The sequence below is a fragment of the Streptomyces kaniharaensis genome (assembly GCF_009569385.1).
Lineage (GTDB): Bacteria > Actinomycetota > Actinomycetes > Streptomycetales > Streptomycetaceae > Kitasatospora > Kitasatospora kaniharaensis.
Window position 1 is genome coordinate 14,977 of the sequence record NZ_WBOF01000010.1, and the last position, 25,421, is coordinate 40,397.

At 72.9% G+C, this 25,421-nt stretch carries 33 protein-coding genes; 18 read left to right on the top strand and 15 right to left on the bottom strand.

Annotated features, from left to right (window positions below):
- Nucleotides 1–8 precede the first annotated feature (8 nt).
- From F7Q99_RS39055 to F7Q99_RS39065, 3 genes are all read right to left on the bottom strand, one after another.
- On the bottom strand, nt 9–2,138 hold the full coding sequence (locus F7Q99_RS39055; RefSeq protein ID WP_153472040.1) for a coiled-coil domain-containing protein: 2,130 nt from the start codon (nt 2,136–2,138) through the stop codon (nt 9–11).
- 180 nt (nt 2,139–2,318) lie between these two features.
- Nucleotides 2,319–2,768 carry a hypothetical protein gene (locus F7Q99_RS40695; RefSeq protein ID WP_195911432.1) on the bottom strand — a complete coding sequence of 150 codons (450 nt, stop codon included), beginning with the start codon at nt 2,766–2,768 and terminating at the stop codon, nt 2,319–2,321.
- Nucleotides 2,768–3,529 (bottom strand): ParA family protein, encoded by a 762-nt coding sequence (locus F7Q99_RS39065; RefSeq protein ID WP_153472043.1) that lies wholly within the window; start codon nt 3,527–3,529, stop codon nt 2,768–2,770. The genes F7Q99_RS40695 and F7Q99_RS39065 overlap by 1 nt, the downstream gene beginning before the upstream one ends.
- A 285-nt stretch (nt 3,530–3,814) precedes the next feature.
- On the opposite strand from F7Q99_RS39065, the gene F7Q99_RS39070 reads away from it, so the two are divergent.
- The 10 genes from F7Q99_RS39070 (at nt 3,815) to F7Q99_RS39115 (ending at nt 8,308) form a co-directional block, all read left to right on the top strand.
- Entirely contained in the window at nt 3,815–4,054 is a 240-nt protein-coding gene (locus tag F7Q99_RS39070) for a hypothetical protein (protein WP_153472046.1), read from the top strand.
- Nucleotides 4,051–4,242, top strand: a complete 192-nt coding sequence (locus tag F7Q99_RS39075) for a hypothetical protein (RefSeq protein ID WP_153472049.1) — start codon at nt 4,051–4,053, stop codon at nt 4,240–4,242. Before F7Q99_RS39070 ends, F7Q99_RS39075 begins: the two co-directional genes overlap by 4 nt.
- A gap of 68 nt (nt 4,243–4,310) precedes the next feature.
- Nucleotides 4,311–4,610: a hypothetical protein gene (locus tag F7Q99_RS39080; protein ID WP_153472052.1), complete on the top strand. Its 300-nt coding sequence runs from the start codon at nt 4,311–4,313 to the stop codon at nt 4,608–4,610.
- Nucleotides 4,607–4,969: a hypothetical protein gene (locus tag F7Q99_RS39085; RefSeq protein ID WP_153472055.1), complete on the top strand. Its 363-nt coding sequence runs from the start codon at nt 4,607–4,609 to the stop codon at nt 4,967–4,969. Before F7Q99_RS39080 ends, F7Q99_RS39085 begins: the two co-directional genes overlap by 4 nt.
- Nucleotides 4,966–5,163: a hypothetical protein gene (locus F7Q99_RS39090; protein ID WP_153472058.1), complete on the top strand. Its 198-nt coding sequence runs from the start codon at nt 4,966–4,968 to the stop codon at nt 5,161–5,163. Before F7Q99_RS39085 ends, F7Q99_RS39090 begins: the two co-directional genes overlap by 4 nt.
- A 26-nt stretch (nt 5,164–5,189) precedes the next feature.
- A complete protein-coding gene (locus F7Q99_RS39095; protein WP_153472061.1) occupies nt 5,190–5,654 on the top strand; it encodes a hypothetical protein in 465 nt (154 codons plus the stop codon).
- Nucleotides 5,651–6,406 (top strand): hypothetical protein, encoded by a 756-nt coding sequence (locus tag F7Q99_RS39100; protein WP_153472064.1) that lies wholly within the window; start codon nt 5,651–5,653, stop codon nt 6,404–6,406. The genes F7Q99_RS39095 and F7Q99_RS39100 overlap by 4 nt, the downstream gene beginning before the upstream one ends.
- Entirely contained in the window at nt 6,403–6,927 is a 525-nt protein-coding gene (locus tag F7Q99_RS39105) for a hypothetical protein (RefSeq protein WP_153472067.1), read from the top strand. Before F7Q99_RS39100 ends, F7Q99_RS39105 begins: the two co-directional genes overlap by 4 nt.
- Entirely contained in the window at nt 6,924–7,700 is a 777-nt protein-coding gene (locus tag F7Q99_RS39110) for a hypothetical protein (RefSeq protein ID WP_153472069.1), read from the top strand. The genes F7Q99_RS39105 and F7Q99_RS39110 overlap by 4 nt, the downstream gene beginning before the upstream one ends.
- A gap of 62 nt (nt 7,701–7,762) precedes the next feature.
- Entirely contained in the window at nt 7,763–8,308 is a 546-nt protein-coding gene (locus F7Q99_RS39115) for a hypothetical protein (protein WP_153472072.1), read from the top strand.
- An 84-nt stretch (nt 8,309–8,392) separates the two neighbouring features.
- Here F7Q99_RS39115 and F7Q99_RS42325 read toward each other — a convergent pair whose 3' ends face one another.
- The 7 genes from F7Q99_RS42325 to F7Q99_RS39145 all read right to left on the bottom strand — a co-directional run bounded on the left by F7Q99_RS42325 (nt 8,393) and on the right by F7Q99_RS39145 (nt 12,465).
- Nucleotides 8,393–9,106 carry a nuclease-related domain-containing protein gene (locus F7Q99_RS42325; RefSeq protein WP_153472075.1) on the bottom strand — a complete coding sequence of 238 codons (714 nt, stop codon included), beginning with the start codon at nt 9,104–9,106 and terminating at the stop codon, nt 8,393–8,395.
- A 77-nt stretch (nt 9,107–9,183) separates the two neighbouring features.
- A complete protein-coding gene (locus F7Q99_RS39125) occupies nt 9,184–9,666 on the bottom strand; it encodes a hypothetical protein (protein ID WP_153472078.1) in 483 nt (160 codons plus the stop codon).
- Entirely contained in the window at nt 9,647–10,204 is a 558-nt protein-coding gene (locus tag F7Q99_RS39130) for a bifunctional DNA primase/polymerase (protein WP_195911433.1), read from the bottom strand. Before F7Q99_RS39130 ends, F7Q99_RS39125 begins: the two co-directional genes overlap by 20 nt.
- Entirely contained in the window at nt 10,201–10,632 is a 432-nt protein-coding gene (locus tag F7Q99_RS40700; RefSeq protein WP_195911434.1) for a hypothetical protein, read from the bottom strand. Before F7Q99_RS40700 ends, F7Q99_RS39130 begins: the two co-directional genes overlap by 4 nt.
- Nucleotides 10,633–11,069: 437 nt before the next feature.
- A complete protein-coding gene (locus tag F7Q99_RS39135; RefSeq protein WP_153472084.1) occupies nt 11,070–11,852 on the bottom strand; it encodes a PP2C family serine/threonine-protein phosphatase in 783 nt (260 codons plus the stop codon).
- 101 nt (nt 11,853–11,953) lie between these two features.
- Complete coding sequence (locus F7Q99_RS39140; RefSeq protein ID WP_153472087.1) at nt 11,954–12,172, bottom strand: hypothetical protein; 219 nt, start codon at nt 12,170–12,172, stop codon at nt 11,954–11,956.
- Nucleotides 12,172–12,465, bottom strand: coding sequence for a hypothetical protein (locus F7Q99_RS39145; protein WP_153472090.1), 294 nt, complete (start codon nt 12,463–12,465; stop codon nt 12,172–12,174). Before F7Q99_RS39145 ends, F7Q99_RS39140 begins: the two co-directional genes overlap by 1 nt.
- Before the next feature lie 483 nt (nt 12,466–12,948).
- Between F7Q99_RS39145 and F7Q99_RS39150 the strand changes: the two genes are divergently transcribed.
- The 3 genes from F7Q99_RS39150 to F7Q99_RS39160 all read left to right on the top strand — a co-directional run bounded on the left by F7Q99_RS39150 (nt 12,949) and on the right by F7Q99_RS39160 (nt 16,841).
- Nucleotides 12,949–13,686, top strand: coding sequence for a hypothetical protein (locus tag F7Q99_RS39150; protein WP_153472093.1), 738 nt, complete (start codon nt 12,949–12,951; stop codon nt 13,684–13,686).
- 38 nt (nt 13,687–13,724) lie between these two features.
- Nucleotides 13,725–14,225 (top strand): hypothetical protein, encoded by a 501-nt coding sequence (locus F7Q99_RS39155; RefSeq protein WP_153472096.1) that lies wholly within the window; start codon nt 13,725–13,727, stop codon nt 14,223–14,225.
- Between the two features lie 1,449 nt (nt 14,226–15,674).
- Nucleotides 15,675–16,841: a hypothetical protein gene (locus F7Q99_RS39160; protein WP_153472099.1), complete on the top strand. Its 1,167-nt coding sequence runs from the start codon at nt 15,675–15,677 to the stop codon at nt 16,839–16,841.
- 357 nt (nt 16,842–17,198) lie between these two features.
- Here F7Q99_RS39160 and F7Q99_RS39165 read toward each other — a convergent pair whose 3' ends face one another.
- From F7Q99_RS39165 to F7Q99_RS39180, 4 genes are all read right to left on the bottom strand, one after another.
- On the bottom strand, nt 17,199–17,402 hold the full coding sequence (locus tag F7Q99_RS39165; RefSeq protein ID WP_153472102.1) for a hypothetical protein: 204 nt from the start codon (nt 17,400–17,402) through the stop codon (nt 17,199–17,201).
- 378 nt (nt 17,403–17,780) lie between these two features.
- Nucleotides 17,781–18,017 carry a hypothetical protein gene (locus tag F7Q99_RS39170; RefSeq protein ID WP_153472105.1) on the bottom strand — a complete coding sequence of 79 codons (237 nt, stop codon included), beginning with the start codon at nt 18,015–18,017 and terminating at the stop codon, nt 17,781–17,783.
- Nucleotides 18,014–18,268, bottom strand: coding sequence for a hypothetical protein (locus F7Q99_RS39175; protein WP_153472108.1), 255 nt, complete (start codon nt 18,266–18,268; stop codon nt 18,014–18,016). The genes F7Q99_RS39170 and F7Q99_RS39175 overlap by 4 nt, the downstream gene beginning before the upstream one ends.
- 69 nt (nt 18,269–18,337) lie before the next feature.
- Nucleotides 18,338–19,555, bottom strand: a complete 1,218-nt coding sequence (locus F7Q99_RS39180; protein WP_153472111.1) for a helix-turn-helix domain-containing protein — start codon at nt 19,553–19,555, stop codon at nt 18,338–18,340.
- A gap of 275 nt (nt 19,556–19,830) precedes the next feature.
- Here F7Q99_RS39180 and F7Q99_RS39185 point away from each other — a divergent pair, with 275 nt between their 5' ends.
- Nucleotides 19,831–20,340 carry a hypothetical protein gene (locus F7Q99_RS39185; RefSeq protein WP_153472114.1) on the top strand — a complete coding sequence of 170 codons (510 nt, stop codon included), beginning with the start codon at nt 19,831–19,833 and terminating at the stop codon, nt 20,338–20,340.
- Nucleotides 20,341–20,348: 8 nt separating this feature from the next.
- Here F7Q99_RS39185 and F7Q99_RS39190 read toward each other — a convergent pair whose 3' ends face one another.
- Nucleotides 20,349–21,086 carry a hypothetical protein gene (locus tag F7Q99_RS39190; protein WP_195911435.1) on the bottom strand — a complete coding sequence of 246 codons (738 nt, stop codon included), beginning with the start codon at nt 21,084–21,086 and terminating at the stop codon, nt 20,349–20,351.
- Nucleotides 21,087–21,453: 367 nt separating this feature from the next.
- Here F7Q99_RS39190 and F7Q99_RS39195 point away from each other — a divergent pair, with 367 nt between their 5' ends.
- The 4 genes from F7Q99_RS39195 (at nt 21,454) to F7Q99_RS39210 (ending at nt 24,627) form a co-directional block, all read left to right on the top strand.
- Entirely contained in the window at nt 21,454–22,287 is an 834-nt protein-coding gene (locus F7Q99_RS39195; protein WP_153472117.1) for a hypothetical protein, read from the top strand.
- Nucleotides 22,284–22,796, top strand: coding sequence for a hypothetical protein (locus F7Q99_RS39200; RefSeq protein WP_326847578.1), 513 nt, complete (start codon nt 22,284–22,286; stop codon nt 22,794–22,796). The genes F7Q99_RS39195 and F7Q99_RS39200 overlap by 4 nt, the downstream gene beginning before the upstream one ends.
- Nucleotides 22,797–22,878: 82 nt before the next feature.
- Nucleotides 22,879–23,412 carry a RapZ C-terminal domain-containing protein gene (locus tag F7Q99_RS39205; RefSeq protein WP_407697921.1) on the top strand — a complete coding sequence of 178 codons (534 nt, stop codon included), beginning with the start codon at nt 22,879–22,881 and terminating at the stop codon, nt 23,410–23,412.
- A 309-nt stretch (nt 23,413–23,721) separates the two neighbouring features.
- Nucleotides 23,722–24,627 carry a hypothetical protein gene (locus F7Q99_RS39210; RefSeq protein WP_153472019.1) on the top strand — a complete coding sequence of 302 codons (906 nt, stop codon included), beginning with the start codon at nt 23,722–23,724 and terminating at the stop codon, nt 24,625–24,627.
- The last annotated feature ends 794 nt before the right edge of the window (nt 24,628–25,421 follow it).

Consider the following 25,421-nt stretch of genomic DNA (forward strand, 5'->3'; position numbering starts at 1 on the left):
AAGGTCCGTCAGGACGTGGTGCGGTGGGCGGCGAACACGCCCGGGTCGATCGGCGGTACGGGCGCCGGGATCGAGGCCGCTCGGCCGCCCTCGGCCGCGCGCTCGGCGGGGGAGCCGCCCCGCTCGGCGCCGTCCGCCGCGCGCTCGGCACCGCCCGGAGTGCGCTCGCCTGCCTCGGCGGCGATCATCCGGAGTCGACGGCCCCGGAAGTGGACCCGCCACTCACGGGCCCTACTCTCCGAAACCGGGTAGCGCTCGGAGAGCTGCTTGGCGTCGAGGGTGGGACGGCCGTTGGTGACCTGGGACAGGTACTCCTCCCATGCCTCCTGCTTGGCCGTGCTGCCCGGGAAGGCGATGCCGTCGAGGTCCAGGCCCTCCAGTTCCTCCTCCGGCAGTTCCGCCCGGATGGTCAGCCTCAGGTCGTCCAGGGCCAGCTCCGCCTCCCGCACCTGGACCTCCAGCCGGTCCGCCATGGCGACGGCCTCGGCGGCGCGGTCGGCCGCCTTGCGGCCGTTCTCCTCAGCCTCGGCGGCGCGCTCGGCGTGCGCCCTGACCTTGGCGTCCTCCTGCTCGGCGCGGGTCCGCAGAGCTGCCAGCGACTCCTCCAGGCGCTCGGCCTCGGTCTTGGCCTCGGAGACCTGAGCGAGGGTCTGCCGGCGCTGCCCCTCCGTCTCGTCCAGGGCCCGCTGCAGGCCGGCCAGCTTCTCGGCGGCCCCCCGGATCTGCTCGTCCAGCTCGTTCTTCTGCTCGACCGCGTCGAGGCCGGCGGCCTCCAGCTCCTTGCGCTTCTGCTCGGCCGCGGTGACCGACTCGGCGGCCTCGGAGACCCGCTGACGGAGCGTGTCCGCCTCGGAGGACAAACGGCTCATTTCGGTCTCGGCTTCCTGCCGAGCGGCCTTGGCCTCCGCCCGAGCGGCCTCCGCCTCCTGCCGAGCGCGGTTCGTTTCGAGGGCCGCCGCCGCCAGCTCCCGGCCCTTCTGCTCGGCCTCGGTCTCCGCCTTCTCCGCGTCGGCCTTGGCCTTCTCCGCTTCCTTCTTCGCGGCCTCCACCTCGGCCTTGGCGTCCTCCAGCTCCTGCCGAGCGCGCTCGGCTTCCTGCCGAGCGGCCTCGGCGGCGGCGGCGTGCCCGGCCGCCTCCAGCTTGCGGGCGGAGGGCATGATGGCCACCTGCTCCATCAACTCCTCCACCCGCGGGGAGTCCGCGGTGTTGACCATGGCGATGTCGTCCTGGCGGGTCCAGCCGGCCAGGCCCCGGAAGACGGCGAGCGCCTGCTGGCTGTCGGTGCCGAAGGAGGCGCGTTCCAGGGCCTGACGCGTCTCGTCCCGCTGTTCCTGCAGTTCCTCCAGCAGCTTCAACGCGGTGCGGCGCTGAGCCCGTCCCTGCTCGACCTTGACGGTCACGTTCTTCGCGGCCTGCTCCAGCAGCTGGCGCAGGACGAACAGTTGACGGGCCGCCCGGCGTGCGGAGGCCGCCTTCACCAGCGAGTCGGAGTCCCGGCCGGTGGGGTCGACGCCGAGCGCGGCGTACTTCTCCGCCCACCACCGCCGCCACAGAGCCGCCAGCAGCTTGAGGGGACCGGTGCTCGACTCCTCCACCACGCCCTGCCCGGCCATCCGGTCGCGCAGCTCCAGCTCCACCACCCAGGCCGCCCCCGCCGGCATCAGGGCCATGAAAGGTGCGGAGGCCAAGTTGGGGGCGTGCACGACGTTCGCCCAGACGCTGAACGCGACCAGCCCCCACGCGGTGTAGTGCATGACCTTCATGCCCTTGGTCCACTTGGGCGCCGGCTGGCCGGGCTCATGCCGGCTCTTCTTGTAGAGGGCCCCGAACAGGCTCAGCTCGATGACGTCGAACATCGTCACGAAGGCGAGGCGGATGGGCCACGGGAGGTCACCCGTTTCCCGGCCGAACCCCCACAGCCCGTAGACGCTGACGATGGTGCCGGCCAGCGCGAGTTTCCCGTGCGGACCCATCTCCGAGAGGAAGGAGAGCAGGCCGTTCGCCTTGCTCTTCGTGCCGAACAGCACCCTGTAGACGGCGACCAGGGCGACGACGCCGAACACCGCGGCGCCCGCCAGGGCCAGCCACGGCGGGGCCGCCTCCAGCTTGCGCTGCAGGGTGGACAGCAGGCTGTCCATCTGGCTGGATTCGGCTGCTGACCAGCGCGAATTGCTGGCCGTAAGCTGTGTGTAGCGCACGTTTCGCTCCGATTCTGCGTTGGCCTCGGCGGTGACTTGAGACCCCCCGCCGAGGTCTTTTGGTGTCGTGATCTCTTGAACTTCGAGACCAGACGAGTCAGTGACTCCTGGTCTCCGGTACTACCGGTCTTCCGACCCCTGGATCTCTTCGAGTTCGAGGAGCTTGGCCTCCGCCTTTTCCAGGCTCTTGAGGAGCTTGGCCTTCTCCTCTTCCAGGCCCTTGACGTAGCCGAGCCAGGAGGCCAGCAACTGTTCCTCCGTGTCACCGGCCAGCAAGCCGCGGCGGGCCAGGACCGCGTCCACGGCGACCCGGATCACGGTGTTCGCGGTGATCCGCTCCGTCTTCTGCACGCGGCTGGCCTGCAGCTCGCGGGCGACGACGTCGAGTTCGATCTGCTGATCGCCCCTCAACTGGACATATTTCGGACTGGTGGTTCGCTTCGCGGCGGCCGCGGCCTGGCTGAGCGTCGCGGACCGCCGCCGGGCGGTGTTGGTGTTCGTGTCGTCCCCCTTCACGTTGCTGGAGAGGATCAGCTCTCCGATGTCCTGTGCCTTCTTCTTCGCCGCCATCAGGAGGTCACCTTCCTACTCGTACGCGCTGACGTTGTTGCCTTGGGGACGACCGCCGGCCTCGGGCGGGGGACGCGGTCGGGCTGCCCGAGGACGGCCAGGAGTTCGTCCACCAGGTTCCGGGCGTCCTCCGCCGGCCTCTCCCAAGTCCGGTTCGTGCCCTCCGTCACCGGGATGCCCGAGGCACCGGCGTCCTGGTGGGCCGCCAGTTCGCGCACGTGCGTCTTGAAGACCGGGATCTTCACCAGGTCGAGCGAGTCGTGTGTCCTGCGCGCCTTGCTCTTGCGGTTGGCCTCCACCCGGTTGATCACCACGCGGTACGGGCGACCAGAGGGAATCACGATCTCCCGAAGGGAGGACATGATGGCCTTGGCCTCCAGGTGGTCCAGCGTCAGCGGCACCACGATCAGGTCCCCGTCACAGCTGGCCTCCAGCTTCTTCTTGTCCCGGTGCGGCGCGTTGTCGATCACGATGAACCGGTAGCCCCTGATGCGGCGGAGGCCGGCGAGCTTCTTCGGGTCCTCCTCCGTGGCGATGTCGAAGGAGGGGTCCACCTCCAGAAGGTCGTACAGCTCCTTGGTGCCGCCCTCCTTCTGCAGTTCGTCCGCGTCGACCAGCAGCGTGCGCCCGACCAGGCCGAGCAGCCAGGCGATCAAGAAGGCAAGCGTCGACTTGCCGATCCCGCCCTTGCCCCCGAACACGCTGATGATGATCGGCTCACCGTCCCAGGGCGGATGCTCCACCCGTTCCACCTGCGTCATTGCGCGTCTTCCTCTCAGTCCGGTACCGCGTGCGTCCCAGAGCCTATGTCTCTGCAGGTCAACAACCCCGAGACTCACGAAGACCGGACCATGGGGAGTCTGCAATCCCTGATCTTCCGACCTCGAAAACAATCATACTCCCAGAGTCTTGAAGTTCAAGACTCTGGGGGTCTAGAGTTGGAGGCACAGCGAGAGGGCCGGGCTTGCCGGCCCGGCCCTCTCAGCCTGCAGCCGAGCGTGTCACCGCTCCGCAGGCATGGACCGATCCCTCATGGAGGACCAGTCATGTCCCAGTCTCTCAGGCCCCCCCAGCACCGCCTCACGGTGGTCAACCCCCGCCCGCACCAGGACGGCCGCGGCGTGCTCATCCTGGGCCGTATCCGGCCCGCCGGCCGCGCCTGCCCGAAGTGCGCCGGGTCCGGCCGGGCCACGGTCCAGCGGGACGGCGCGCTTGTCAGCGTCGCCTGCCCGGTGTGCTCCCTCAGCGCCGTCGACGCCCCCGAGGCCCAGGTGATGGCCCGATGAGCGAGCAGACGACGACCGGCCAGAGCCTGCTGCAGCAGTGCCAGCAGGACTACCGCGACCACCAGGCCAGCTCCGGCGCCAACTCGACCGGCGTCACCGGGCAGCTGGGCGGCGCGATCAGCCACGGCAACGAGGCCGCCGGCAGCTGGGGCGGCGCGACCGCCCCCGGCGTCGGCGACCGGTACTGATCCGCCCGCCCGCTCACCCAGCCCGCCGGGCGGCACCAACCGCCCGGCGGGCAGCCTCGGAGGTTGCCATGTACCGCTTCACCATCGTTCAGACCGCGCTCCAGCCCCGCCAGCAGGTCATCGCCATGACGGCCATGCTCGCCGCCGTGCTCGGCGTCGTCGCCGCGCTCACCCACTCCGCCACCGCCTCCGGCACCGGCCTCTCCGCCGCCGCCGGGTACGCGGTGGTCCTGGTCCCCGCCGTTCTGTGGCTGCGGGCCCGGCCCCTCGCCGTGCTGGTCGGCACGGCGCTGATCAGCGCCGAACTGGCCCGGGTGCCGCTGCACCTGATCCGGCACCGGCGCCACGGTCGGCAGGTGTGGGCATGACCCCCATCGCGCTGGAGACGCTGCTGACCACGTACGAGGAGGGCCGCTGGCGCCACCTCCGTACCGGCGAGCTGATGATCCAGGACCGCCTCGGCGCCCTCCAGGCCCGCCGCGAGGTCCGCCGGCGGCTCGCCGAGGGGGACGTCACCCTGATCGCCAGCCCCGGCCAGCTCTGGACCCTCCGCCCGGAGTTCGACGCCCCGGCCGACTGGCCGCGCGGCCGGACGCTGGAGCTGGTCGAGCGCCGCTCCTGCCCGCCCGCCGCGCTGGTCGCCGACGAGGCCGGGCAGGAGCGCGAGATCCGGCTGACCGTGCTGGACGAGATGTATGAGCTGACCAGCTGGCGGTGGTGCGAGTGAAGCGCACCGTCATCCCGTTCGTCGGCGAGCAGTTGCTGCTGTTCTCCGTGGACGACGTCGCGGCCGAGGACCCCCCGGTGAAGAAGCCGGCCCCCGCCCGGCGCCGGGCACTGCGGTGCCTGCCCCCGCAGGCCGTCCACGAGCTGCTGGCCGCCGCCGAGTCGGACCCCGGCCCGGCACCGGACCGGCCGTGAGCTGGAGGGACGGGGAGCCGCGTCTGGTGATCGAGAGGTCCGGCCACCAGGTCGTGCTCGACCACCAGGGGCTGGCGATCGACGGACAGCGGATCTGCCGGACCCCGCTCACCCCCGCCCAGACCATCCCGCCCGGTCAGGCCGGCACCAGCCGGGCCTTCCAGGTCGCCGACTCCGGGGCGGTGATCTACCGGGGCCGAATCGTCGCCGAGATCGGCCCCAGCCCCGCCGGGACCGCCAACCCCGGGGAACTGACCGTCCACGGCCCCAACGGGCCGGAGTGGTACCCGCCGGGGGCCGCCGAGCGCACCCGCCCCCCGCTGCCCGCAGCGCCGAGCGCGGCCGAGCTGCAGGCGAGCGTCGACGAAGTACAGGCGAGCGTCGACCAGATGATGCGCCGCCAGCAGGACGAGCAGGACCTACTGGCCCGGGCCGAGGAGCCCGGGCCCCAACTTCCCGATGCAGCCCAAGAGATGGAGATCAGCCGATGAACCCGAGCCAGCCCACCAGCGGCGGCATCCCGGACTGGCTGCTGGCGCACGCCAAGCGTCCCCTGCCGCAGGCCCCCGTCGAGCCCGAGCTGCCGCAGATGATGAGCGCGGCCCGGTGGGTGCTCAGCCGCTACAGCGCCCGCATCCTGCCCGTGCTGACCACGACGACCGTGCTGATCCTCGCCCGGATCTGGAACGAGCAGGGCGCCGTCCAGGACGTCGGCGACGCTGTGCTGATGGGCACGCTGTCCGGGCTGAGCGCGGCGGCCGGCACCGTCTCGGCGCTCGGCAAGAACGGACACGGCGAGATCACCGCCACCGCCTACGGCGCGTCCGCCTCCCTCGCGCTGACCGCCGTCGCCGCCTACACCCCGTCGTGGCCGCTGGCCCTGCTGATGTGGGTGCTGTCCACCGCCGCCGTGTACGCGCTGGCCGCCCCGCACTGGCGCGCTGCGAACGCCCGCGCGGCCGAGCACCGGCACGAGTTCCGGATGCAGTCGCTGCGGAGCCAGACGGAGATCACCACCACCGCGATGCGGGTCACCGGCGCGGTGGAAGTGGCCGACCGCCTCGGCCAGCTGGAGCAGGCGTGGATCGCCCGCCGGGCGCTGGACGTGATGGACGGCCAGGACGTCAGCGGCGACGTCCAGCTGCTGGAGGCGGTGTCCGAGCCGAAAGCCCTCGGCGCCGCCCGTCCGGCCGCGATGATGACGGGGGCGAAGCGTGCGACGGCCGGAGGGGAGCGCGCGTGAGCGTGTGGGGAGCGTCGATCATCGCGGTCGTGACGGCCGCCGGCCTTGCCCGGGTGTGGCAGCACCGCGCTGCCGGGCAGGCCGCCCCCGGCCCCTCCCCGGCCGCCGCCTCGGCGCCGCTGTACGCCTTCGACGGGCCGCCGCCCGAGAGCGCGTACGCCGGCGCCCCCGGGATCGGGGACGAGCTGGAGACGCTGATCCGCGCTCAGGTCGAGGTCGAGCGGGCCGCGGTCGAGACGGAGTACGGGCAGGCCGAGCACCGGGAGCACCTGCTGCGGTGGGCCGCCGTCCGCGACCGGATCGCCCTGCAGGCCGAGCTGCCCGGCGAACTGCGCGAAGGCGCCGAGCGGGCGGCCGCCCACGCCGCCGACCGGCTGCAGGCCCATGACCACGTCTGGGACGGGCAGGCCGGGCCGTACGGTCCGCGCTCGCCCGAGTGGGACCTGGCCGAGGGCGGCCGGGCCTACGTCCGTCAGGAGTACGCCGCGTGGCGTGCCGCAACGAGGAGGAGGACACCGTGACGACGAACACCGAACACCGGTACCGGGGCGATCTGGCGTACAGGCAGTTCAGCGGCGACAAGGAGATGGCCCGGGCCATCAACGAGGGCACCGTGCTGTCCACGCTCCCGTACCGGGGCGAGCGCACCCAGGTGGTGTCCACCACCTTCGGCACGGTCGGCAGGGTGTCCGCGTTCGGCGTCATCCGGGAGCCGTGGTTCGGTGACCAGGCCAGCCGCTGGTTCCCGTTCCCGAGCGTCGGCGCGGCCCAGGCGTGGCAGCAGGGGCTGGTCGCCGAGATGCTGCGGGGGGAGGTCCACGGCGGCTACTCCCGTCACCACTACGGGTCGTGGACCTCCCCGGACGGCGGGTGGGCGGTCGAAGTCGACCGCCACCGCTGGCGGTTCACCACCGTGGTGGGGCTGGCCCCGGGCGAGCGGGTCGAGTGCTTCGAGGCTCTGGAGTACCCGGAGGAGCCGTGGCAGCTGGCGGAGGAGCGCGGGTGGGCCCGGCTGGTCGAGGTGCTGCCGGTCGGTCCCGAAGACTGGCCGCAGGCCATGGCCTCGGAGTACCGGCGGGTGCAGGCCGATGCCGAGCGCCGGGCCGACGCCGCCGAGCGCGAGGCCGCTACCACCGAGCTGGCCGACGAGTTGGAGGGAGCGGCCGTCGCCGCCGAACTGGCGGAGCCGAGCGCGGCCCCGGTGCCGGCCGCCGTCGAGGCGAGCACGACCGGGTGGTGGGCGCGGTTCGTCGGGTGGCTGGCCGCGTTGCTGCGGATCGGCCACCAGCGGTGAACAAGCGGCGTACGCTGACCAGTTCGGCTCTGCCGGACACCACGATTCGGGAGGAGACCGGGATGGGACAGGAAGAGGAACGCGGCTGGTGGTGCCCCTACCACGAGGAGGAGCACCCGCAGAGCCAGGAGTGCCCCGCAGGGTTCTGGGCGTGCCCGCACCACGGCGAGGACGGCATCCGGGGACAGGACTGCCAGGGGTGCCGGGAGCACTGGGGGATGGCCCCCCAGCCCATGGACCACAGCGTGGAGTTCTGCGACGACCCGAACTGCCGGAGCTGCGGCCCCGAGCCGACGTACGAGCAGTGGGTGGCCGAGCAGATCGGCCCGCGCAAGGTCGGCGGCCGGTACCGCACCCGGAACGGCTACGAGTACGACGTGCTGGCGATCGACCCGGGACCGCGCCCGAGCACCCAGTGGCCGGTCTGGCAGATCACCATCATCGGCACCGAGGACGGCGCCACCCGCAGCCACTGCACCGCGTGGGACGAGCGCGACCAGGTGGTGAAGGAGCCCGGCGAGGTCGTGCTGGACTGGCCGGCCGCGGGCTACCGGGCCGCCGGCGCGGCCGCCGCCGAGGCGCTGGAGCCCGGAGGCCGCACCCGCTGACCCAGGAGGCAGCCGCGAGGCAGCCAAGACGAAGGGGCCCGGACACCATGGTGTCCGGGCCCCTTCGCGTCGACAGGTCGACAATCAGGCAGCGGGTGGGAGGAGTTGTTCCGCCCGGCGGGCGAGCTGGTGGGGGATGGCCCCGGCCGGACCCGGCGCCGGCGCCCGGTTGCGCAGGTGCCGCACCAGGGTCTTGGCGTTCATCACGGTGACGTCCTGCAGGTGGAGCTGCCCGTACGGGACGGCGGCGCCGTGCACCGCGACGTAGGCCGTCACCGGGACGCCCAAGAGCCGGGACGCCTGCCCCGCCTCCCAGGCGACCGTCTGCAGGGCCCTGGTCTGCGGGTACCGGCCGTACCAGAGTTCGCCGTCCTGCAGCCGCAGCTTCGACTTCGAGGACGTCCAGGACTTGCTGTCCACGTACGCGACTTCGCCCCGGGGGCTGATCAGCAGGTGGTCCAGGTTGGCCTTGGACCCGGGTACCGCCCGGTCGTGCAGGGCGATCCACCCGTCCTTCTCCAGGGCCCGCATCAGGTCGGCGGTCCGCCGCTCGCCCGCCGCCCCCTTCGACCAGGAGGAGGCCCCCGCCGGCCGGAACAGCTTCCAGCCCGCCCCGGCGAGCAGGACCAGGCCGAGCACCAGCCCCGCCGCCCCGAGCGCCGCCCAGAGCACCAGCACCCCGACCGCGGCCGCCGGCAGCACCTTGCCCGCCAGGCCCTGCCGGGCCCTCCGTTCGGCCGCCCGCTGCTGCTGGCCCATCCGGGCCGCGCTCGACCCCGCCCCACCCCTGCCCGCCACGTTGCCTCCCTCGGTCTGCGTCCGGACGATCCGGCCGAGACCAGGAGAGCACAGCGCGAGGACACCATGACGGCCAGTTACGAGCTTTCGGCCACCGGGCGCTCGGACTGCAGCCGGCGGACCAGCGCCTGCAGGATCAGCACCGTCTCCAGGCTGATCTCCAGGTCATCCCGGTCGAAGCCGAGGCTGGAGGCGAGCGCGCCGGCCTGCCCGGGCAGCGGCATCGCGGGGAAGCCCCGGCCGTGGAACGACTCGGAGTCCCCGGCGTGGGTACGCGCGTACTCGTGCAGGTCGGTGGCGTACAGCCCGGCCGTGCTGTCGCCCGCGTTCAGCGGCGCCTCCCGGGAGTGCCAGGCCATGTTCAGCAGGAGCGCCGAGCGGGTCTCCGGAGCCGCGTCGGTCCACGTCCGCAGGAGCCCCCGGTGCCGGGCCGCACGGCGCGCGTCGCCGTCGTACTGGTCGAGGACGTCGGCGAGTTCGATCGTGACGTCCGGGATCTGCATGGCGATGCCGAGCAGGCTTCCGGCGGCCGCCATCTGGTCAAAGGCGTTGTTGTTCACGGGACTTCTCTCCGTTCGGGTCGAGCTGGTCGGTCAGCCAGCCGGGCAGCGGCTGGAGCGGGATATCGCGGGTGATGACGTAGGGGGTGTGGTTGACGACGGACCCGGGGCCGATCAGGTACCCGCCGCAGCGGAGGCCGGGCCCTCGGACGTCGATCCCGGGCCCGAGCCCGGAGCGGCCCCCGGACGTCGAGGCGATCACCCTGCCGGTGGGCGCGCGGAAGTAGAGGTGCTGGCCGCCGGAGGGCGTGCGCACGGTGAGGGTGTCCGGCCAGTCGTGCCCCAGCCAGGCGCACAGCGCGTGCAGGGTGGCGGCGCCGTCGCTGCCGTCCTTGACGTCGAGGTCCAGGCCGACCACCCCGGCCGCCCGGCAGGCCACCCCGATGTTGGCGCCGCCGGTCCAGTCCCGTTCCACCGCCTCCGGGGTGGCCAGGCAGCGCTTGTGCCAGCCGCGTTCCGGGACGCGGCCGCCGGCGGGGAGCTTGAACACCACCAGGCCCCGCCGGACGGCGTCGACGGCGGCCGCGACCGTGGTCACGCCGCTTCGTCCTCTTCGTCGTCGTCCCAGCAGCAGCACTCCGCGTAAGGGTTCTCGCCGCATCCGGCGCCGCAGTCCGGGCAGCCGACCGGGTCGATGCGGTCTTCTTCGTGCGCCCACTCGTCGTGCCGCCAGCCGGTGCACCCGTAGACGCACCCGCAGCCAGAGCATTCCGGGCAGATCATCCCGACCGTCCACCCGCACCGCTCGCACAGGAGTTGGTTGCGCGGGTCGTTCTGCTGCTGACGCAGGTAGTCGACCGCCTCCCGGTACGTGGTGACGTCGGTGTACGTCTCCAGGTACTCCTCCAGGAGGTCGCGTTCTGCCGGGTCGGGGTGGTCGAGGAGCGCGACGGCGCAGGCGTGCTTGATCCCCAGGTTGGTCTTGAGGTTCGCCAGCGCCTTCTTGCGCGCGTGGTCCTTCGGCATCTCAAGCTCTTTCCGCGGTGCGGTGATCCCAGACTCACCGGCCGCTCAAGAGCGAGGCCAGCGAAGGCGATGCGGTGGAGAAGGCGGCTCGGCGCGGAGCACCTACGGCGAACGCGTCCGGTCTGGGCCGAACGCACCGGGCCACGAGCCGGGCCCACAGCACCAGGGCTGCGTGCCGCAGCGTAGCGCACCCACCAGCGGGCCGGGGGCGGGTGCGCGGCCGTCCCACCCGGACGGGTGACTCTGACGCAGGCCAAGGCCCGCAGCCGCGCTGGCCGTCCGTGCCGAACCCGGCGGCGCCGTAAGGGAACTACGCGGCCGGGGCAGGCGTGGGGCTGAACCAGGGTGACGACAAGGGGAGGAACGCGGCGGGCCGCCGCCGGGGGCCGGCGCCCCGTGGCCGGGACGCCTCCCGGGTCACCTGACCGGCGTGCTGGTCAGCTGGCTGTCTCGGGCGGCGCGCATTCAGCGGCCGGGCTGGAGAGGTTGAGGACAATCACCGTCGCGTCGTCACGTTCGCCGCCGAGGTCGGCGGCGCACAGCATCGCGGCCTGCAGCAGGCTGTCCGCGATGCGCTGCGGCGAGCCGTTGGTGCTGCCGTGTGAGGACAGCAGCGTGGCCAGGCGCCGCTCGCCGAGTGTCTTGGTGATGCCGTCGCTGGCCAGCACCACCAGTGGAGCGGTGGTCTCCGTCTCCCTGACCGTGGCGATGGAGGAGCGGGCCAGGCTCACCCGCACCCAGTCGTCGTGGTGTCGGGCCCGGGCCGGCGGGCCGCCCGGGTGAACGGTACGCAAGAATTCGCCCATGGTGTGGTCCGTCGTCAGCCGTTCCACCGTGTCCGTCGCCGGGTCGTAGCTCCAGGCCGCGCAGTCCCCGGTCCAGGCCAGCGCGATCCCCGCCCGGTCAGGGTGGGCAACGGCGGCGACCGCCACCGCGTCCTCCTCGGGGTTGTCGTCCGGGCCCGGGTCCGCGATCAGCTCCGCGGCGGTCAGCAGCCCGTGCAGTGGCCCCTTCGTTCCCGCGAGCCGCGCGCCGACCTCTGCCAGCAGCGCGGCCCGCGCGGTGATCTGCTCCGAGTGTCCGATGCCGTCGACCAGGCAGGCCCCCACGCTCCCGTCCCTCAGGGTGTGCACGTAGGCGCCGTCACCGGTAACCCCGGTGGAGCCAACCGCAGTTGCCACGGCGGAGAGCACGGTGGAGGGCTGAGTAACCGTCGTCATGGCGCCAGCGTAGGGGTGCCGCTGCCGGGCCGATTCACGTTCGGTTCACGTTTCCGACTTGACAACGAGCCGCCCCCGCGCACCCGCCGGGCGACGCCGGATCAGTTCGCCGGGGGAGAGCCCGGTCCGTCGCCGAGCGGGCGCCGGCCCGCGTGCTCCCCCGGCCCCAGGACGTCCGGCCCGGCAGGAGCTGCCAGCGGCAGCTGCTCGACCGCCAGACCGGGCGACGCCGTCCGCGCTGCCCACCACTTCGGGACGGCGGCCGCCCGGGGGCCGGTGTGCAGCGGCCGGCGAACAGGACGCTCGGGCTGGTCCGCCATCAGCGCACCGCCCCGGGGACGGCGCCGTGCTCCCGGGCGGCGAACTGGGCGTACTCCAGCGCGACGGCCCGAAGTTCCGCCCCGCTCGGCCGACCACCGTCCGCGTTCAGCGCGGCCTCCCAGTTCAGCGCCGCGAACCCCCACATCGCCCGGGCCTGCCCGGTGGTCCCGGCCTCCGCCGCCCGCAGGCACTCCAGCACGGTCTCCGCAGTCGGCGGGACGGACGACAGCCAGGACCCGAGCGCGGTCCCCACCGCGCCCATGACGTCCGGCTCACAGGTCTTGTCGCTCATGCCCCCAGCCTGGCACGACTGCCGGGCCCGGACCGTACGCGGCGTCAACTCCGTGCCCGGCCGAGGTCACCGACGAGCCTCCGGCGGGCCGCCCAACCAAGAGGACCCAGGGGGAGGGTGCCGGGCCTTGCCCGCCGTTGGTGGCGGGGTGGGTGGGGGTGGCCCGGTGCGGCCCCCTCGCCAGACGCCCTCCGCACCCTGGCACACCCCGGCGGAGGCCCAGGGCAACCCGGGGAGAACTTTCCGCCGGCCGCCGCCCGGGGGGCGACGACCACCAGAAACTTCCCCCCGGGCCGGGCGCCCGGCGGCGCCCGGTCCCTAGGCCCCCACCAGGGCGCGCCCCCACCGAGAGGCCGTCCGCCGAGGGGACCACCCCGAGCCGGGAGGAGGAGTGCGGCAAGCGCCGCCCGGGCCGCCGCCGAAAACCCGGGTCATGTCAGCCTTTCTCTGACAAGATTCGTGTGTCAGTGATAGACTGACATCATGACGGAGCAGACGAAGACGGAGTTCAACCCCGACGACCGGCACGGCTACTCGCGCAAGGCGCTGGCCCGGGTCGTGCTCTCCGAAGACGCCGCCGAGGCCGCGCGCTCGGCCCTGAACCTGGTGCGGACCGACCAGCGCGAAGAGCCGTACGACGTGATCGGCGAAGCGCTCAACCTGGTGAACATGGCCGAGGCCGTGTTGAAGGCCGCCGTGGTGTGGGCCCGCGAGAACCACACCAGCTGGGAGGACATCGGCGAGGCGGTCGGCGGCATCACCCGCCAGTCCGCCCACACTCGGTACGCCGAGGCCGAGTCCGAGTGGAAGCTGGGCCTGGTCGAACCGATCATTCCGCCGCCCGCCGACCGGCCCCGCGCACTCGCGTCGCAGCGACTGCACGAGGCCGCATACCAGCCCACCGACTCCATCCGGCGCCTGGACGCGTGGGCCGCCGAGCACGGGCTGGGCCAGCGCGCGATCAGCCGCAACCTCCCGGAGTTGACGCTGATGGACGAGTTGGGCAACGTCCTGGACGCCATCAGCCACGCGACGCGGAACCCCCACCGGGTCCAGGGCGAGGAGCGCGCCCGCCTGCTAGACCGCAAGGCTGCACTGCTGGACCGCATCGCAGCCGAGCAGAACCGGCCGGAGTCCGCGGAACTTGCCGCCGGCGCCCGCGCGAAGGCCGCCGAGATTCGCGCCGAACTGGCCACCACCCACGAGGAAGCTGGCCGCTGACCAGCAGTCCGTCAACATCGAGACGAGAGGTTCACCCCATGAGCACGTCGTCGCACCACGAGCCCCTGACCCCCTGGGAGGAGATCACGCCTGACTGGAGCAAGGCCGCGCTGATCGAGTACCCGGGCAGCCGGTTGAAGAGGATCATGTACGGGACCGAGGTCGGCCTGGTCCCCGACGAGGCTTTCGCCGCCGATTGCGCAGCCGCCGACGTCCGGCTGCAGGAGCTGCGGACCGCCGACCCCGACGACGCCGGCGTGGTCCACGCCGGACAGACCTTCTCCGCCGTCGCGGCCGGCGGCAGCGCCGAGGACCGAGCCCGCGCCGAGTACTACCTCTGCGACGAGCTGATGGAGTACCCGCTCCGGCACGGGTACCTCTGGTACGGCGAGCACCCGGCCCTGGACCCCGAACTGAGGGGCCGCTACCAGCAGAGCGAGACCGGCCCCGGCCCCGTCGACTCCCTCACTGCCGCCATCATCGCCCGCGGCGCCGAGGCCGCCGCCCGGTGGGACGCCAGGCCCGAGCCTTCGCTGTAGGCGAAGCCACCACACTCCATACCTCACAAGTCTTGAACTTCAAGACTTGTGAGGTATGATCGTTTCCGGCGATCAAGGCCCGGGCCACCGGGTCCGTGAAGGCCGGTCAGCCGCCGAAGGATGGTGCTGGAGCGTCGCTGTGAGTCCCGGTGAGGTGACATACCGGGATAATCCGTACGACTTTCCGGCCCGGGCGTGTTGACCCCGACACGAAACGTCGCCGATGTGAAAAACTCCGAGATGGCTTACACGAAGTGATCTTGGAGACCTATCGAGAGCATGCGAAAAGAGCCTCAGACCGTCCCGGGTTCCAGCCGGGTGATCGAGGCTCAGACCGCCTACCACGTATTCGCTTATTCGCTCTAGACCCGCCTGGGGCGCCAACCTTTGGGACCGGGTCGAAGAGCTGGCCGAGTGCGCCCTTCTGGCGTACTCACTACCGGGAGACGACTATAGCCGTCCGCCGCCCGGTCTGCCCACCATGCCCGCGTGCCGACACGCCGGTTATCGGCCAGGCCAGCAGCTCCGCCGCCCGCCGCCTCGCGGCCGCCGGCGCCGACCGTCCGCCACGGGGTCCGCCCGTCCTGCCCGCCCACGTCGCAGCAGGACGCGCCCCGCCATGGCGGGCGGGTGTCGTTGATATGCCAAAGGGAGACCGGTCCCCGGAAACCGGCCCGTGGCCCCGCCCTGACGACGGCGGGGAGTCCGGAAAGAGTCCCCGGTAGGAGAACGGACCGGGTTACCAAAGAACCGACCCCGGTAGCCCCCGGGAGGTAGAGAAGGCACGGCGGAGGCAGCTCACCCCACCCCCTGAGCGGAGGGAGAGCGCCGGCGGAGCAACAGGCAAATGGAGCTGACAGCCAGTTCGGCCTTGCCTCGTGGGTAACCGCGGGGCGAACAAGGTGGACCCCAGCCGAAGCCCGGGCGGACCGGGCGGAGACGCGACCTCCCGAGCTGCCAGCACATCCCGGTCCCAGGGCGCGAGTAATCCCCGCAGCCCGGTCTGAAGCGAAGACGGTGACGGGCGTACCGGAAGGCACGACCTCAGCAACATGACGCGAATGACCCCCTCTGACGAGCAGGCAGAACCCCGTGGGGACCTCTGTCATGTTCGTCAGGGGGGGTCACCGCTCCCCCGGACTCAGGGCACCCGGAGCCGGTAAGGCAACCCCCGAACAGCAATGAGGCCGGGGGAGCGGTACTCCAAAAAAGCAGCCCCGAAGGGCCCTTATCCGCGCTGTGGGGCCCGATCCGGCCCACCCCCAACAAGGTGAGCCGGTTGGCACCGCGTAAGCCGGATCGGGCCCCACAGCTCATCACAGCCCCGGCGAAGCCGGGACGAATACGGCCGAATGGCCGTTCGGTTTGTCTGCCCCCGATACGGAAACACCCCCAACTGACCAGGGAAAAGGAGAGATTGGTGTGAGCACGTCTGGCTACGGTGACCCCATGACGACCACCCCCACCCCCAGCACCGGTAAGAGAGGGCGGGTCCTGCTGCTGGCCGCGGCGCCGAGGACGAGTCGACGCCGGCTGCTGGACCCCGAGCACGGGGCGAGCACGCTCGGCAGCGTGCCGGCCGAGCGGCTGCTGCAGGGCTGGGACGGCCCGGTGGACGTGGTGCAGCTGGTCGACCCGGGGGAGCCCCAGGCCGTGCTCGCCCGGCTGCAGGAGGCCGCGGCCGCCGCCGGGCCGCTGCTGGTTTACGTGTGCGGGCAGCTGACTCGGGACCACCGCCAGCACCGGGTGCACGTCGCGTTGGCGAAGACCGTGGAAAGCACGATCCGCAACACCGCGCTGCCGTGGACGTGGGTCGCGCAGGCCCTCGCCAGCCGGGCGCCGGGGTCGACCGCGCTGGTCCTGGACGTGATTGCCGACCCGAGCTGCCTGCCGATGCGGGACGAGGACCTGCAGCTGCCGGACGCCGTCGAGCGGTACGGCGTCGTCGCCCCGCCGGCCCGCCGAGGCCCGTGGCAGCCGCCGGCCTACACCGTGCAACTGGCCCAGCTGCTGCGGAGCGGCCCGTCCGGGCAGCGGCTGGCCGACCTTCACCCGGTCGCGGCCGCGCAGGCCGGGCTGGCGCCGGGCACCGTGGTGCTGGCCCCGCCTCCGCCGGTCGAGGTCGAGGTGCCCCGGCCCCGACCCGAGTTGCTGCCTCCGCCGATGCCGAACCGCGCGCCCGCCCCGGCGCCGGTGGACCTGCGGCCGGCCATTGCGGAGGCGATGCACGACGGGCACCACCAGGCCGCCGCCGAGCTGGCCGCGCAGTGGGAGCGCGGTGTGCTGCGAAGCGCCGGGTACCTCTCGGCGGAGATGGGGGACGTGCTGGAGGTTCAGGCGACCGTGGCGGTTGCCGCCGCCGACGTCGTTCGGGCCGCCGAGCGGTGGACCGCCACCGCCGAGCACCGGTTGCGGTTCGGCGTCGAGGACCAGGCCGCCGCCGTGCAGCTGGCCGCCCGTAACGCCCTCGCCTGCTGGCGCCAGGTCCCTGACAGCGAGGGGGAGTTGGCCGTGCTCGGCGAGCGGCTGGCCCGGGTCCTGCAGGATCTCGGCCGGGACAGCGCCGCGGCCGCCGTCGCCGAGCGGGCCGCCGCCGTCGAGCGCCGGACGGCCTGAGACCAGCGCGAAGCGGGGCCGCACCAGGGTGTTGGTGCGGCCCCGCTTCGCAGTGTCAGAGGCGTTGGAGATCGGCTTTAACAGCGCGTCGTCGGCGCCACTCGTGCAGGGATACCGTGCCCTCCGGCGCCGGATCTTCCAGACGGGGCTTGCGGTGCCGGGCTGGTGGAAGAGCCGCCAGCCGTGCCCACTCCGCCTCCAGCGCTTGCCGGTCCGGCGGATCGGGCAGCATCAGGCACTTCGGCCACTCCTCCGGGTCGCACGACCGACAGGTGCACTCCCACACGATCGGTTCCCGCTCCGGGATCGGCTCCGGCGGCCTCCGGTGCCGGCCGCTACCCGCGTACTCCTCCACCGTCAGCCTCGGTCGCCGTTGAGGGCCCGGAAGACCTCCCGGCCGTACGCCTCCGTGGCCGGGGCTTCCAGCCACTCCTCCGCCAGCGCGACCACCCGGGCCACCTCCGCCTTGCAGTCCTCCAGCTCCGTCCCACGCCGCTCGCCCGCGTGCAGCAGCCGGGGCAGTGGGCGGTCCAAGTGCTTGTTCATCCAGGTGTCAGCCATGCCCTGCCCAACGGCAGCGGGCCGCCCAGGTCACGTACTGGGCACGCCAGTTGGCCAGACCACCAGGGACTCCACCGGCACCGGCCAGTCCTCCGGCGGGGCCAGCGTGAGCCCGTGGGCAGCCTTCACCGACTCGTCCGCGCCGCAGACGCCGCAGATTGTGATCCGCCGAGCCGGGGCGACCCGGGAGAGGGCCCCCACGTCCCCGTCGAACTGGGCGAGGAGGCCGAGGCAGCGCGGACACGTTGGTGATTCAGGGGTCATGCAGTGGCAACGACGGCGTGCCGGTCGAGGTGCCCCCGTGGCCTCATCTGGGGTCGAGAATCTATAACCGCCCCGGACCCGGTGCAGGTCAGGGGCGGTTCTGGTGACGGGGTGTCAGGTCGGGTCGGGGGCGGGGGAGAGGTGGCCGGGGTCCGCCGGCCACTGGTGGCCGCCGCCGGGCGGGACGAGCCAGACCCGGCGGTCCACGGGCTTGTCGGTCCAGGTGGACCGCAGGACTTCCTGACCGTCGATGATGCCCACCTGCCCGGTGGCCGCGTCCAGGACCCGCTCGCCGTCGCGCGGGTGCCGCTCGAATTCGTGAACGGCGCGTTCGCCGTTGTGGAGACTCACTCCGTCGCCGCCTCTCTGCCGTCGAGGGGCAGCCGGTCGAGGAGGTCAGCGACCGCGTGAACCACGGTGGCCGAGGCCCGGCCGAGTTCGACCATCGGTTCGCCGGCGCCGGAGGGGTGGTCGCCCCGGACGCCGGGGAGGTCGAGCCGGTGCCGGGCGAGGGAGACTCGCAGGCGCTCGGACGCCAGGATGGCGAGGCGGTACGCCTCCGAGTCGGTGCCGGACATGTGCGAGGGTGCGAGGGGTGCCATCCCGGCACCGTAGGGAGCCCGGACAGCAGTAGGGGGCACGGTCTGTGCCCCCTACTCCGGTATGAAGAACTAGGCGGCGATGCCGACCGCCTCGGCGAGCGAGCGGGCCGCCGGCCGGACTGTGGCCGGGCCGTCGAGCAGGCCCCGGACGAGCTGGTGGGTCTCCCCGTTCCATCGCGGCGTCTCGCTGGCCGCCTCCACCGCCTCCGTCAGCAGCTCCGCCGTCCGGGCGTGCTCGCCTCGCAGTTGGTGAGCACGAGCGACCTCCACCAGGTGGCGCGAGCGCCGGGGCCGGGCGGGGATCTGCCGGGGGTCGATCCGGTCGGCCCAGGCCAACGCCGTGCCCACCTGCCGCAGTTCCACCGCGACCGTGACGGCGTGGATCGGCACGGCGGTGAGCGAGGCGGAGGTGGGGGAGGACCACCAGGTGGCCGGCAGGGTTCGGGCCACCGCCTCCGCCCGGTCCGCCCACCGCCAAGCGTCGCCGGACTCCCCGGCCCGGGCGTGCGTGATAGCCGCGTGCCAGGCCATTCCCGCCCAGGCCGCCGCCAGGGCAGGCGAGTTGGCCCGGTGCGGGTCGAGGACCCTCAGCGTCTCCTCCGTCAGGACCTGCGCGGAGTCCCACTGGCCGGACTCCCGAAGCGCCTGAACCAAGAACCAGGCGCTCTGTCCGACCGCGGCAAGGTCCCCGGTGGCCCGGGCCGTCGCCAGCGACCGCTCGGCGACCCTCCAGACCAAGTTCCCGTCCGACTGGTAGGCGCTGAACATCTGCACCAGGTTGAGCACACTCGCGTACAACACCTGAGCCCGCCGCCGGTCGGCGACCTCCGGGTGCGCGGCCGCCGCCGCGACGTCGCCGACCAGGCCGGGCAAGAGCTGGCCCAGCGCGGTGCGGTGGTCGCCCCGGGAATCGCGTGCCGCCCAGCCCGCCTCCAGCGCGGCCGCGACGTAGTCGAGGTGCTGCGGGGGCCCGTCCGCGACGGCGAGCGAGGCCGCGTCGATCGAGCGCCGTACGGCGGTGAGCGCCGGGTGCTCGCGGCCGGTGAACAGCGCGACCGGCAGCGGGAAGGCTCCGGTCAGCTCCGCCAGGTCGTCGACCTGCAGGTGCTCGGCGAGCCGCACCAGCATGGGCAGCCGCGGGGGAAGGAGCCTCCCGTTTTCCACGGCCTTGAGCCAGCCAGCGCTTCGGCCGACGAGTCCGGCCAGCGCCTCCCGGCTGATCCCTCGCGCCTTCCGCAGGCGCTGGATTCGCTGGCCGGTCGTCAGGGACGGTGGCAGTTCTGGCATGGCTGTCTCCCTGCTGCGGGATCGCTGGTGGCGCCAGGGTACGGCCGGAGCGCGAGCCCGCGCACCCGCCTTCGGACCAGGCCACCCGGACGTGCCCCCCGGCGCGGACTCCTCCACCGTGGCCCCCGGCGCGGTGGACTGCGTGGGGCGGCCGTAAGGCTGACTTACGCGATAGCTTGCTGCCCCGCTGGCCCGCTCCGGTTCGAGGCCAGGGCCGGTGTCAGTGCGGGGGCGTACGGTCGGGTGCCCGTCACCGTGACGCCGAGGAGGAGTCCATGGCCCCCACCCCCTACGTGCCGTTGCCGCCCGAGGTGTTCGACGCCCCGCTGCCCGTGGTCGCCTACGCGGACGAGCCGGACGCCGTCGAGCTGGACCTGCGGATCGAGCGGATGATGGACGAGCTGGACGACTGGCGCAACGACCGCGAGGTGCGGCTGCTGCAGGCGGTGGTGCTGGACCTGCACGCGCTGGAGTTCCCCGAGGACGAGCTGCTGGGGCGCGAGGCCATGGCCGCGGCCTGGATTCTGCGGGAGACGGACGACAGCCTGGGCACGTCGACCGGCAAGCACCCGCCGTTCGCCGACGAGTGGCACTCCTCCGGCGCCTCCCGGCCGTACGTGCGTCAGGAGTACCTGCAGTACCGCACGAGGCCGGCGGCCGAACCGGTCCCGGCCGCCGCCGTTCCCGAGCCGACCGCGCCGGTCGAGCCGCGCCGGGTGTGGTGGGACCGCCTGCTGGACCCGATCTTCACCAAGTGGCTGGGCTGGCAGAGGATCGAGGAGTAACAGTCGTCCTACCCGAGGTTCTGCCCCGGTTCGCGGCCGTCGCCGACGTCCCGGTGCCGGGGCAGCGGGAGCGGGCCGACGAGCTGCACAAGGTCCGTGCCCGCTCCCCACATCTCCAGCTGCTGGCCGTCGAGCAGGTACACCCCGCCCTGCCGCGAGGCCCACAGGACGTCCTGCCGGGAGTACCGGCCGAGGCTGACGACCAGGCGCAGGACGCCGCCGAAGCCCTCGGTCCCCGCCCGCCGCAGCGGCGCCGGCGCCGGGGTCGCCTCTCCTACTTCGTTGACCGGCCGCACCGTCACCTCCAGCGTGCGGCCGTCGCCGTCGCGCGCCATCAGCCGCGGAGTGCCCTGCCAGGGAGCCGACTTCACCCGCCAGCCGTCGCGCCGCAGCATCCGACTCGCGGCCCGGGCCAGCGCGTGCTCATCGGCCAGGGCCCGCAGGTCGGCAGCGGCGTAGAGGCCGGAGCGGCGCCGCGCTATCACCGCCCGGCGCCGGCGGACGACGACGACCAGGGCGACGACGAGCACCAGGACGACGAGGACCCCGACCAGGCCGAGCACGGCGTACAGCCACCACAGCACCAGGAGCGGCAGGACGAAGACCGCCGCGCTCACCACGAAGCCCGGCAGCGCGTCGCGCAAGCGGGGGCCGGCCTTTCCCTGCTGCCGGAGGTAGCTCAGGGCCCGGGCCCGTACGGCACGGCGGGAGCCCTGAGCGGGGGTCCGTCCCAACCAGCCCACCATCTGCCCACTCCCTACCTGCTGCCGCCGTACCTGACGCCCCGTTGATACATGCCCACGAGCGTCGATCGCCAGCGGGGCCCGCAGAGCATGGCCGAAACCCGGACACTTCGAGGCCGTCCGGACGCTCGGCGTCGAGGGCGGGTCCCGGTCGTCCGCACCGTGTGCATGGTGGATGTTGTGGGCGCCCGGGGCCGCAGTCGGAGACGGGCGCGTCGCCCACCTCCTGTAAGCAGTCTTGAACTTCAAGACTTCAAGAGTTAGGGTGGTGACGCGGAAACCCCCTGTGCTTGGCGCTGGGGAGGCCAAGCGGGACAGGATGTCCCGGCAGGCCGTGAAGCAGCACGGACAACGACGAGAAGGCGAGCGCGTGAGCATCTTCAAGGACATGAGCCAGGGCGCCGAGCTGCTGGCCGCCGAGGTCGAGCGGCTGGTGGAGGAGTTCCCGATGGGCCAGGACAACCGCGGCGGCACCGTAACGCTGACCACCGCCGGCGGCCTCGGACACCCACAGTTCACGGTCGAGCTGTCGCTGGAGGAGGCCGCCGCCGTTCGCCAGGCGGTGGCCCGGTTGCGGCTCCAGTTCAAGCAGCAGCACCCCGACCAGCCGGGCGTCTGCGCGCACTGCCACGGTGGCGGCCGTGCGGACGAGAGCCGGGACTGCCCGGCCTGCGGGGAACGGATGCGCTGGTGGCAGAGCCCCGACCTGCCCGACTACCAGGCCCAGGAACTGGGGTGGTGGGTGTGCGGGGGGTGCGCGCACCGGGTGGCCGGCCCGTACGACGCCGAGCAGGCCGACGCCAGCGCCCGTACGGAGCTGGAGCCCGGGCACGCGAACGGCGAGCACTGGCGGTGCGTGGCGTGCGAGACCGTGAACGCGATCACCGACCGGACGTGCATGGCGTGCGACCGCGGCCGGCCCCAACTGGTGGCCGGGCACCGGCAGTACACCATCACCTGCCCGTACTGCAGCAGCACGGACGTCGAGGAGTACGGCGATCCGATCTCCACCACCCACGACGACTACGCCGACTGTGCGCGGTGCCGGGCGTGCGGGCGGGAGTGGGGGCTGGACCCCGCCGCCGACGCCTCCTGCACCAGCTGCGGGGGCAGTGGCCGCCCGGGCAACGGCCCCCACGCGACGAAGGACGAGCACGGGGCCCGGGTGCTGACCCCGGCCTGCAGCTGCTCGGAGGAGCGGTGAGGCGAAGCCGGGCGGACCTGCCGTGGGCCGAGCTGGTCGGGCACGCGCCGAGCCGTGCGAGGTACACGGCGAAGGTCTTCCGGCGGGGCGACGGGCAGTGCTGGTACTGGACCGGGGGGATCAGCTCGACCGGGCACGGCAAGTTCCGCGCCGGCACCGGGGACTGGAGCGAGGTGGTCAGCGCCCACGAGTACGGGTACGCCGTCGAGCACGGCCACCAGGCGCTGATCGACACCCCCGTGATCCGGCACACCTGCGACAGCCCGAGCTGCTGCAACCCCCGGCATTGGCTGCCGGGCACCCGGCAGGACAACGTGCTGGACTACGCGTCCCGGTCGCGGCTGGCCGGGCACGCGCTCGCTGACGTGCGGGGGCCGAGGGGCCGGGCCGACGCGATCCGGGAGGCGATCCTGGCGGCGAAGCCCGACGAGGTCGAGGCCGCGATCCGGGAGGCGATCAGGGCGGGCCAGCCCGGGGGAGCGCAGCAGGACGGACTTTGGGAGGTCTGACGGACCGTGGGGTGGCACGGGCCTCGGCCCGTGCCACCCCATGGCCCGGGCAGTCCGGACCAGTGACGAAGGGGAGCATCACATGCAGATCGAGATCATCAGCTTCGGATACCTGCACGGCCCCGTCCCGGAGGCCGAGTTGGTCCTGGACCTCCGCAAGCACTTCAAGGACCCCCACGTGTCGCCGACCCTGCGGTACCTCACCGCCCGGGACCAGGAGGTGCGCGACGCCGTCAAGGCCACCCCCGGCATCCTGCAGGTGGTGGCCGCGACCATCACCATGGCGCAGTCGTACGCCATGGGCCCCGGCGCCGAGACCAGCGTGTTTCGCATCGCCGTAGGATGCGTCGGCGGACGCCACAGGGCCGCGGCAACGGCCGAGTTGCTGCAGACCGGGCTGACCGCCGCGCAGTTCGACGTCACCACCCTGACCCACCGCGACCTGGACCAGCCGGTGGTGGAGTCCGGCCGCGAGACCGGCCGCGTCGAGCGGTACGCCGAGGTGATCGAGCCCGCGCTGGTTGCTCTGTGGAACGAGCTTGGCGAGGACGACGAGTTCGATACCCAGGTGGGCGCAGAGAACGCCGCGATGGCCTTGGTGAAGGCCGGGTACTGATCAGGGAGCAGTGGCGGGCCGCTGGAGCGACCCGCCGACCCTCAGCGGGGGTTGGTTGCCCCGCAGTTGCCGCAGCGGCCCCCCGAGTGGGGTGGCAGGGGGTGCCCGCAGGCACCGCATCCTCCCTGTACCGGCATCGGTTCCTCCCGTAGTAACAGTGGCGCCCCCCGGTGAAGCGGACCGGGGGGCGTTGTTGCTGGCCACCACCCTAGGGCCGGACTGTTACGAGGTCGAGGGATCTCCGGACCGGGGGGACCGACTGACCCAGAATCACACCGTGTACATGGTGCGAAAGGTAGGATGCCGAGCATGGCGACGAACCTGCGGGGCCGCGAGGGGGCCCGGATCATCACCGCGCTGGAGACCATGTGGGCCGCGATCCAGGCCCGGCACCCTCACGTGCCGGACGCCGTGGTCATCACCGGCAGCGGCCTGCCCTCGAAGAAGAGCAAGGCGAAGCGCTCGGCGTACCAGAAGTACGGCCACCTCACCCCGGACCAGTGGGCCGACCCGGAGAACACCGGCCGCCGGCCGGAGCTGTTCGTGGCGGGTGAGCTGTTGGAACGCGGGGGCGAGGCCGTGCTGGAGACGATGCTGCACGAGGCCGCGCACGGCATCGCGGTGACCCGGTCGATCGTTGACTGCAGCAGCGACGGACTCAGGTGGCACAACCGGAAGTTTGCGGAGCTGGCGCGCGAGGTGGGGCTGGAGCCGCCGAAGCGGGCCGCGCAGACGTACGGCTTCTCTGACGCTGTGCTGCTGCCGGCCACCGCGGCCGCGTACGCCTCGGCGATCCGGAAGCTGGAGGCTGCTCGACTGCCGTTCCTGGAGGGCGAGCCCTCCAAGCAGGAGGACCAGGAGCAGGCCGAGGAGGAGCCGAAGAAGAAGCGGACCTCCGGCAAGCGGTACCCGATCGTGTGCCGCTGCACGCCGGAGCCCCGGCGCATGCAGGTGACCCCGAAGACCTACGGCAAGGGGACGAAGAGGGGCGCCATCCTGTGCGGGCTGTGCGGGTCGGAGTTCGCGCCCGAGAACGACGACGCGGCCGAGGCGTTCGATTCCTACGACGACGAGCCGGAGACCACCCAGGCGACCACGGAGGCCGTCCCGGTCGCGGTGCCGGCCGCCCGTACGGAGGAGCCTCCGTCGCCGCCGGAGGCGGACTCGGCGTGGGCGGGGGAGGAGCCGGAGCCCGAGTGGGCAGGTGAGGGCTGACCGTCAGCTCCACCGTGTGCATGGTGGGTTGGGGCCCCGTTCTGACGCTCGGCGTCGAGGGCGGGGCCCGGTCGTTTGCACCGTGTGCATGGTGGGTGTGGCGGGGGGCGGGGGTGGGGGCGCAGGCCCGCGCCGAGGGGTGGCTGGCCGCCGTCGAGGTGGGCGGTTCACACCGTGTCCACGGTGGGCGCAGTCGGGCCGACCGGCCCCGGTTCGGTGGGCAGGTTGCACCGTGTGCATGGTGGGTTGGGGCCCCGTTCTGACGCTCGGCGTCGAGGGCGGGGCCCGGTCGTTTGCACCGTGTGCATGGTGGGCGTGGCGGGGGGCGGGGGTGGGGGCGCAGGCCCGCGCCGAGGGGTGGCTGGCCGCCGTCGAGGTGGGCGGTTCACACCGTGTCCACGGTGGGCGCAGTCGGGCCGACCGGCCCGGCGCCCCGGGGTGGGTGGTTGCGGTGGGTGAGGCGCGGCCCGCTGGCGCGGGGCCGGGCGGGGGTGGGGGCGGGTGCGTCGGCGCCGCGCCGACGCGGTGGGTTCGGTGGGCGGTTCACAGCATGTCCACGGTGGCTGCCGTCACGGCCGGCGGCCGGGTGGCTGATCACCTCTTGTAACAGTGGCCCGCGTGCGCGGGCGGGCGTGCCGCGCCGTCGAGCCTGCCGCACGTCCGTGCTCGCGGCCGTTGGCCGTGGTTGCCGCAGGCGCCCGGTTGCTGTCCTGTACATGATGGTTTCTGACGTGTGATCATCTTTCCGCCTCCGGCCCGTCGTCCGTGCTGCCTCTCCCTGTCCTAGGTCTACT

Excerpts from the sequence above, each read along its gene's own strand:
- F7Q99_RS39080 (WP_153472052.1), top strand. The coding sequence starts at position 4,311 with ATGTACCGCTTCACCATCGTTCAGACCGCGCTCCAGCCCCGCCAGCAG.
- F7Q99_RS39085 (WP_153472055.1), top strand. The coding sequence starts at position 4,607 with ATGACCCCCATCGCGCTGGAGACGCTGCTGACCACGTACGAGGAGGGC.
- F7Q99_RS40695 (WP_195911432.1), bottom strand. The coding sequence starts at position 2,768 with ATGGCGGCGAAGAAGAAGGCACAGGACATCGGAGAGCTGATCCTCTCC.
- F7Q99_RS39160 (WP_153472099.1), top strand. The coding sequence starts at position 15,675 with ATGACGACCACCCCCACCCCCAGCACCGGTAAGAGAGGGCGGGTCCTG.
- F7Q99_RS39145 (WP_153472090.1), bottom strand. The coding sequence starts at position 12,465 with ATGAGCGACAAGACCTGTGAGCCGGACGTCATGGGCGCGGTGGGGACC.
- F7Q99_RS39185 (WP_153472114.1), top strand. The coding sequence starts at position 19,831 with ATGGCCCCCACCCCCTACGTGCCGTTGCCGCCCGAGGTGTTCGACGCC.
- F7Q99_RS39155 (WP_153472096.1), top strand. The coding sequence starts at position 13,725 with ATGAGCACGTCGTCGCACCACGAGCCCCTGACCCCCTGGGAGGAGATC.
- F7Q99_RS39135 (WP_153472084.1), bottom strand. The coding sequence starts at position 11,852 with ATGACGACGGTTACTCAGCCCTCCACCGTGCTCTCCGCCGTGGCAACT.
- F7Q99_RS39150 (WP_153472093.1), top strand. The coding sequence starts at position 12,949 with ATGACGGAGCAGACGAAGACGGAGTTCAACCCCGACGACCGGCACGGC.
- F7Q99_RS39140 (WP_153472087.1), bottom strand. The coding sequence starts at position 12,172 with ATGGCGGACCAGCCCGAGCGTCCTGTTCGCCGGCCGCTGCACACCGGC.
- F7Q99_RS39055 (WP_153472040.1), bottom strand. The coding sequence starts at position 2,138 with ATGGACAGCCTGCTGTCCACCCTGCAGCGCAAGCTGGAGGCGGCCCCG.
- F7Q99_RS39065 (WP_153472043.1), bottom strand. The coding sequence starts at position 3,529 with ATGACGCAGGTGGAACGGGTGGAGCATCCGCCCTGGGACGGTGAGCCG.
- F7Q99_RS39100 (WP_153472064.1), top strand. The coding sequence starts at position 5,651 with ATGAACCCGAGCCAGCCCACCAGCGGCGGCATCCCGGACTGGCTGCTG.
- F7Q99_RS39190 (WP_195911435.1), bottom strand. The coding sequence starts at position 21,086 with ATGGTGGGCTGGTTGGGACGGACCCCCGCTCAGGGCTCCCGCCGTGCC.
- F7Q99_RS39205 (WP_407697921.1), top strand. The coding sequence starts at position 22,879 with ATGCAGATCGAGATCATCAGCTTCGGATACCTGCACGGCCCCGTCCCG.
- F7Q99_RS39075 (WP_153472049.1), top strand. The coding sequence starts at position 4,051 with ATGAGCGAGCAGACGACGACCGGCCAGAGCCTGCTGCAGCAGTGCCAG.
- F7Q99_RS40700 (WP_195911434.1), bottom strand. The coding sequence starts at position 10,632 with ATGCCGAAGGACCACGCGCGCAAGAAGGCGCTGGCGAACCTCAAGACC.
- F7Q99_RS39180 (WP_153472111.1), bottom strand. The coding sequence starts at position 19,555 with ATGCCAGAACTGCCACCGTCCCTGACGACCGGCCAGCGAATCCAGCGC.
- F7Q99_RS39165 (WP_153472102.1), bottom strand. The coding sequence starts at position 17,402 with ATGGCTGACACCTGGATGAACAAGCACTTGGACCGCCCACTGCCCCGG.
- F7Q99_RS39175 (WP_153472108.1), bottom strand. The coding sequence starts at position 18,268 with ATGGCACCCCTCGCACCCTCGCACATGTCCGGCACCGACTCGGAGGCG.
- F7Q99_RS39210 (WP_153472019.1), top strand. The coding sequence starts at position 23,722 with ATGGCGACGAACCTGCGGGGCCGCGAGGGGGCCCGGATCATCACCGCG.
- F7Q99_RS39115 (WP_153472072.1), top strand. The coding sequence starts at position 7,763 with ATGGGACAGGAAGAGGAACGCGGCTGGTGGTGCCCCTACCACGAGGAG.
- F7Q99_RS39070 (WP_153472046.1), top strand. The coding sequence starts at position 3,815 with ATGTCCCAGTCTCTCAGGCCCCCCCAGCACCGCCTCACGGTGGTCAAC.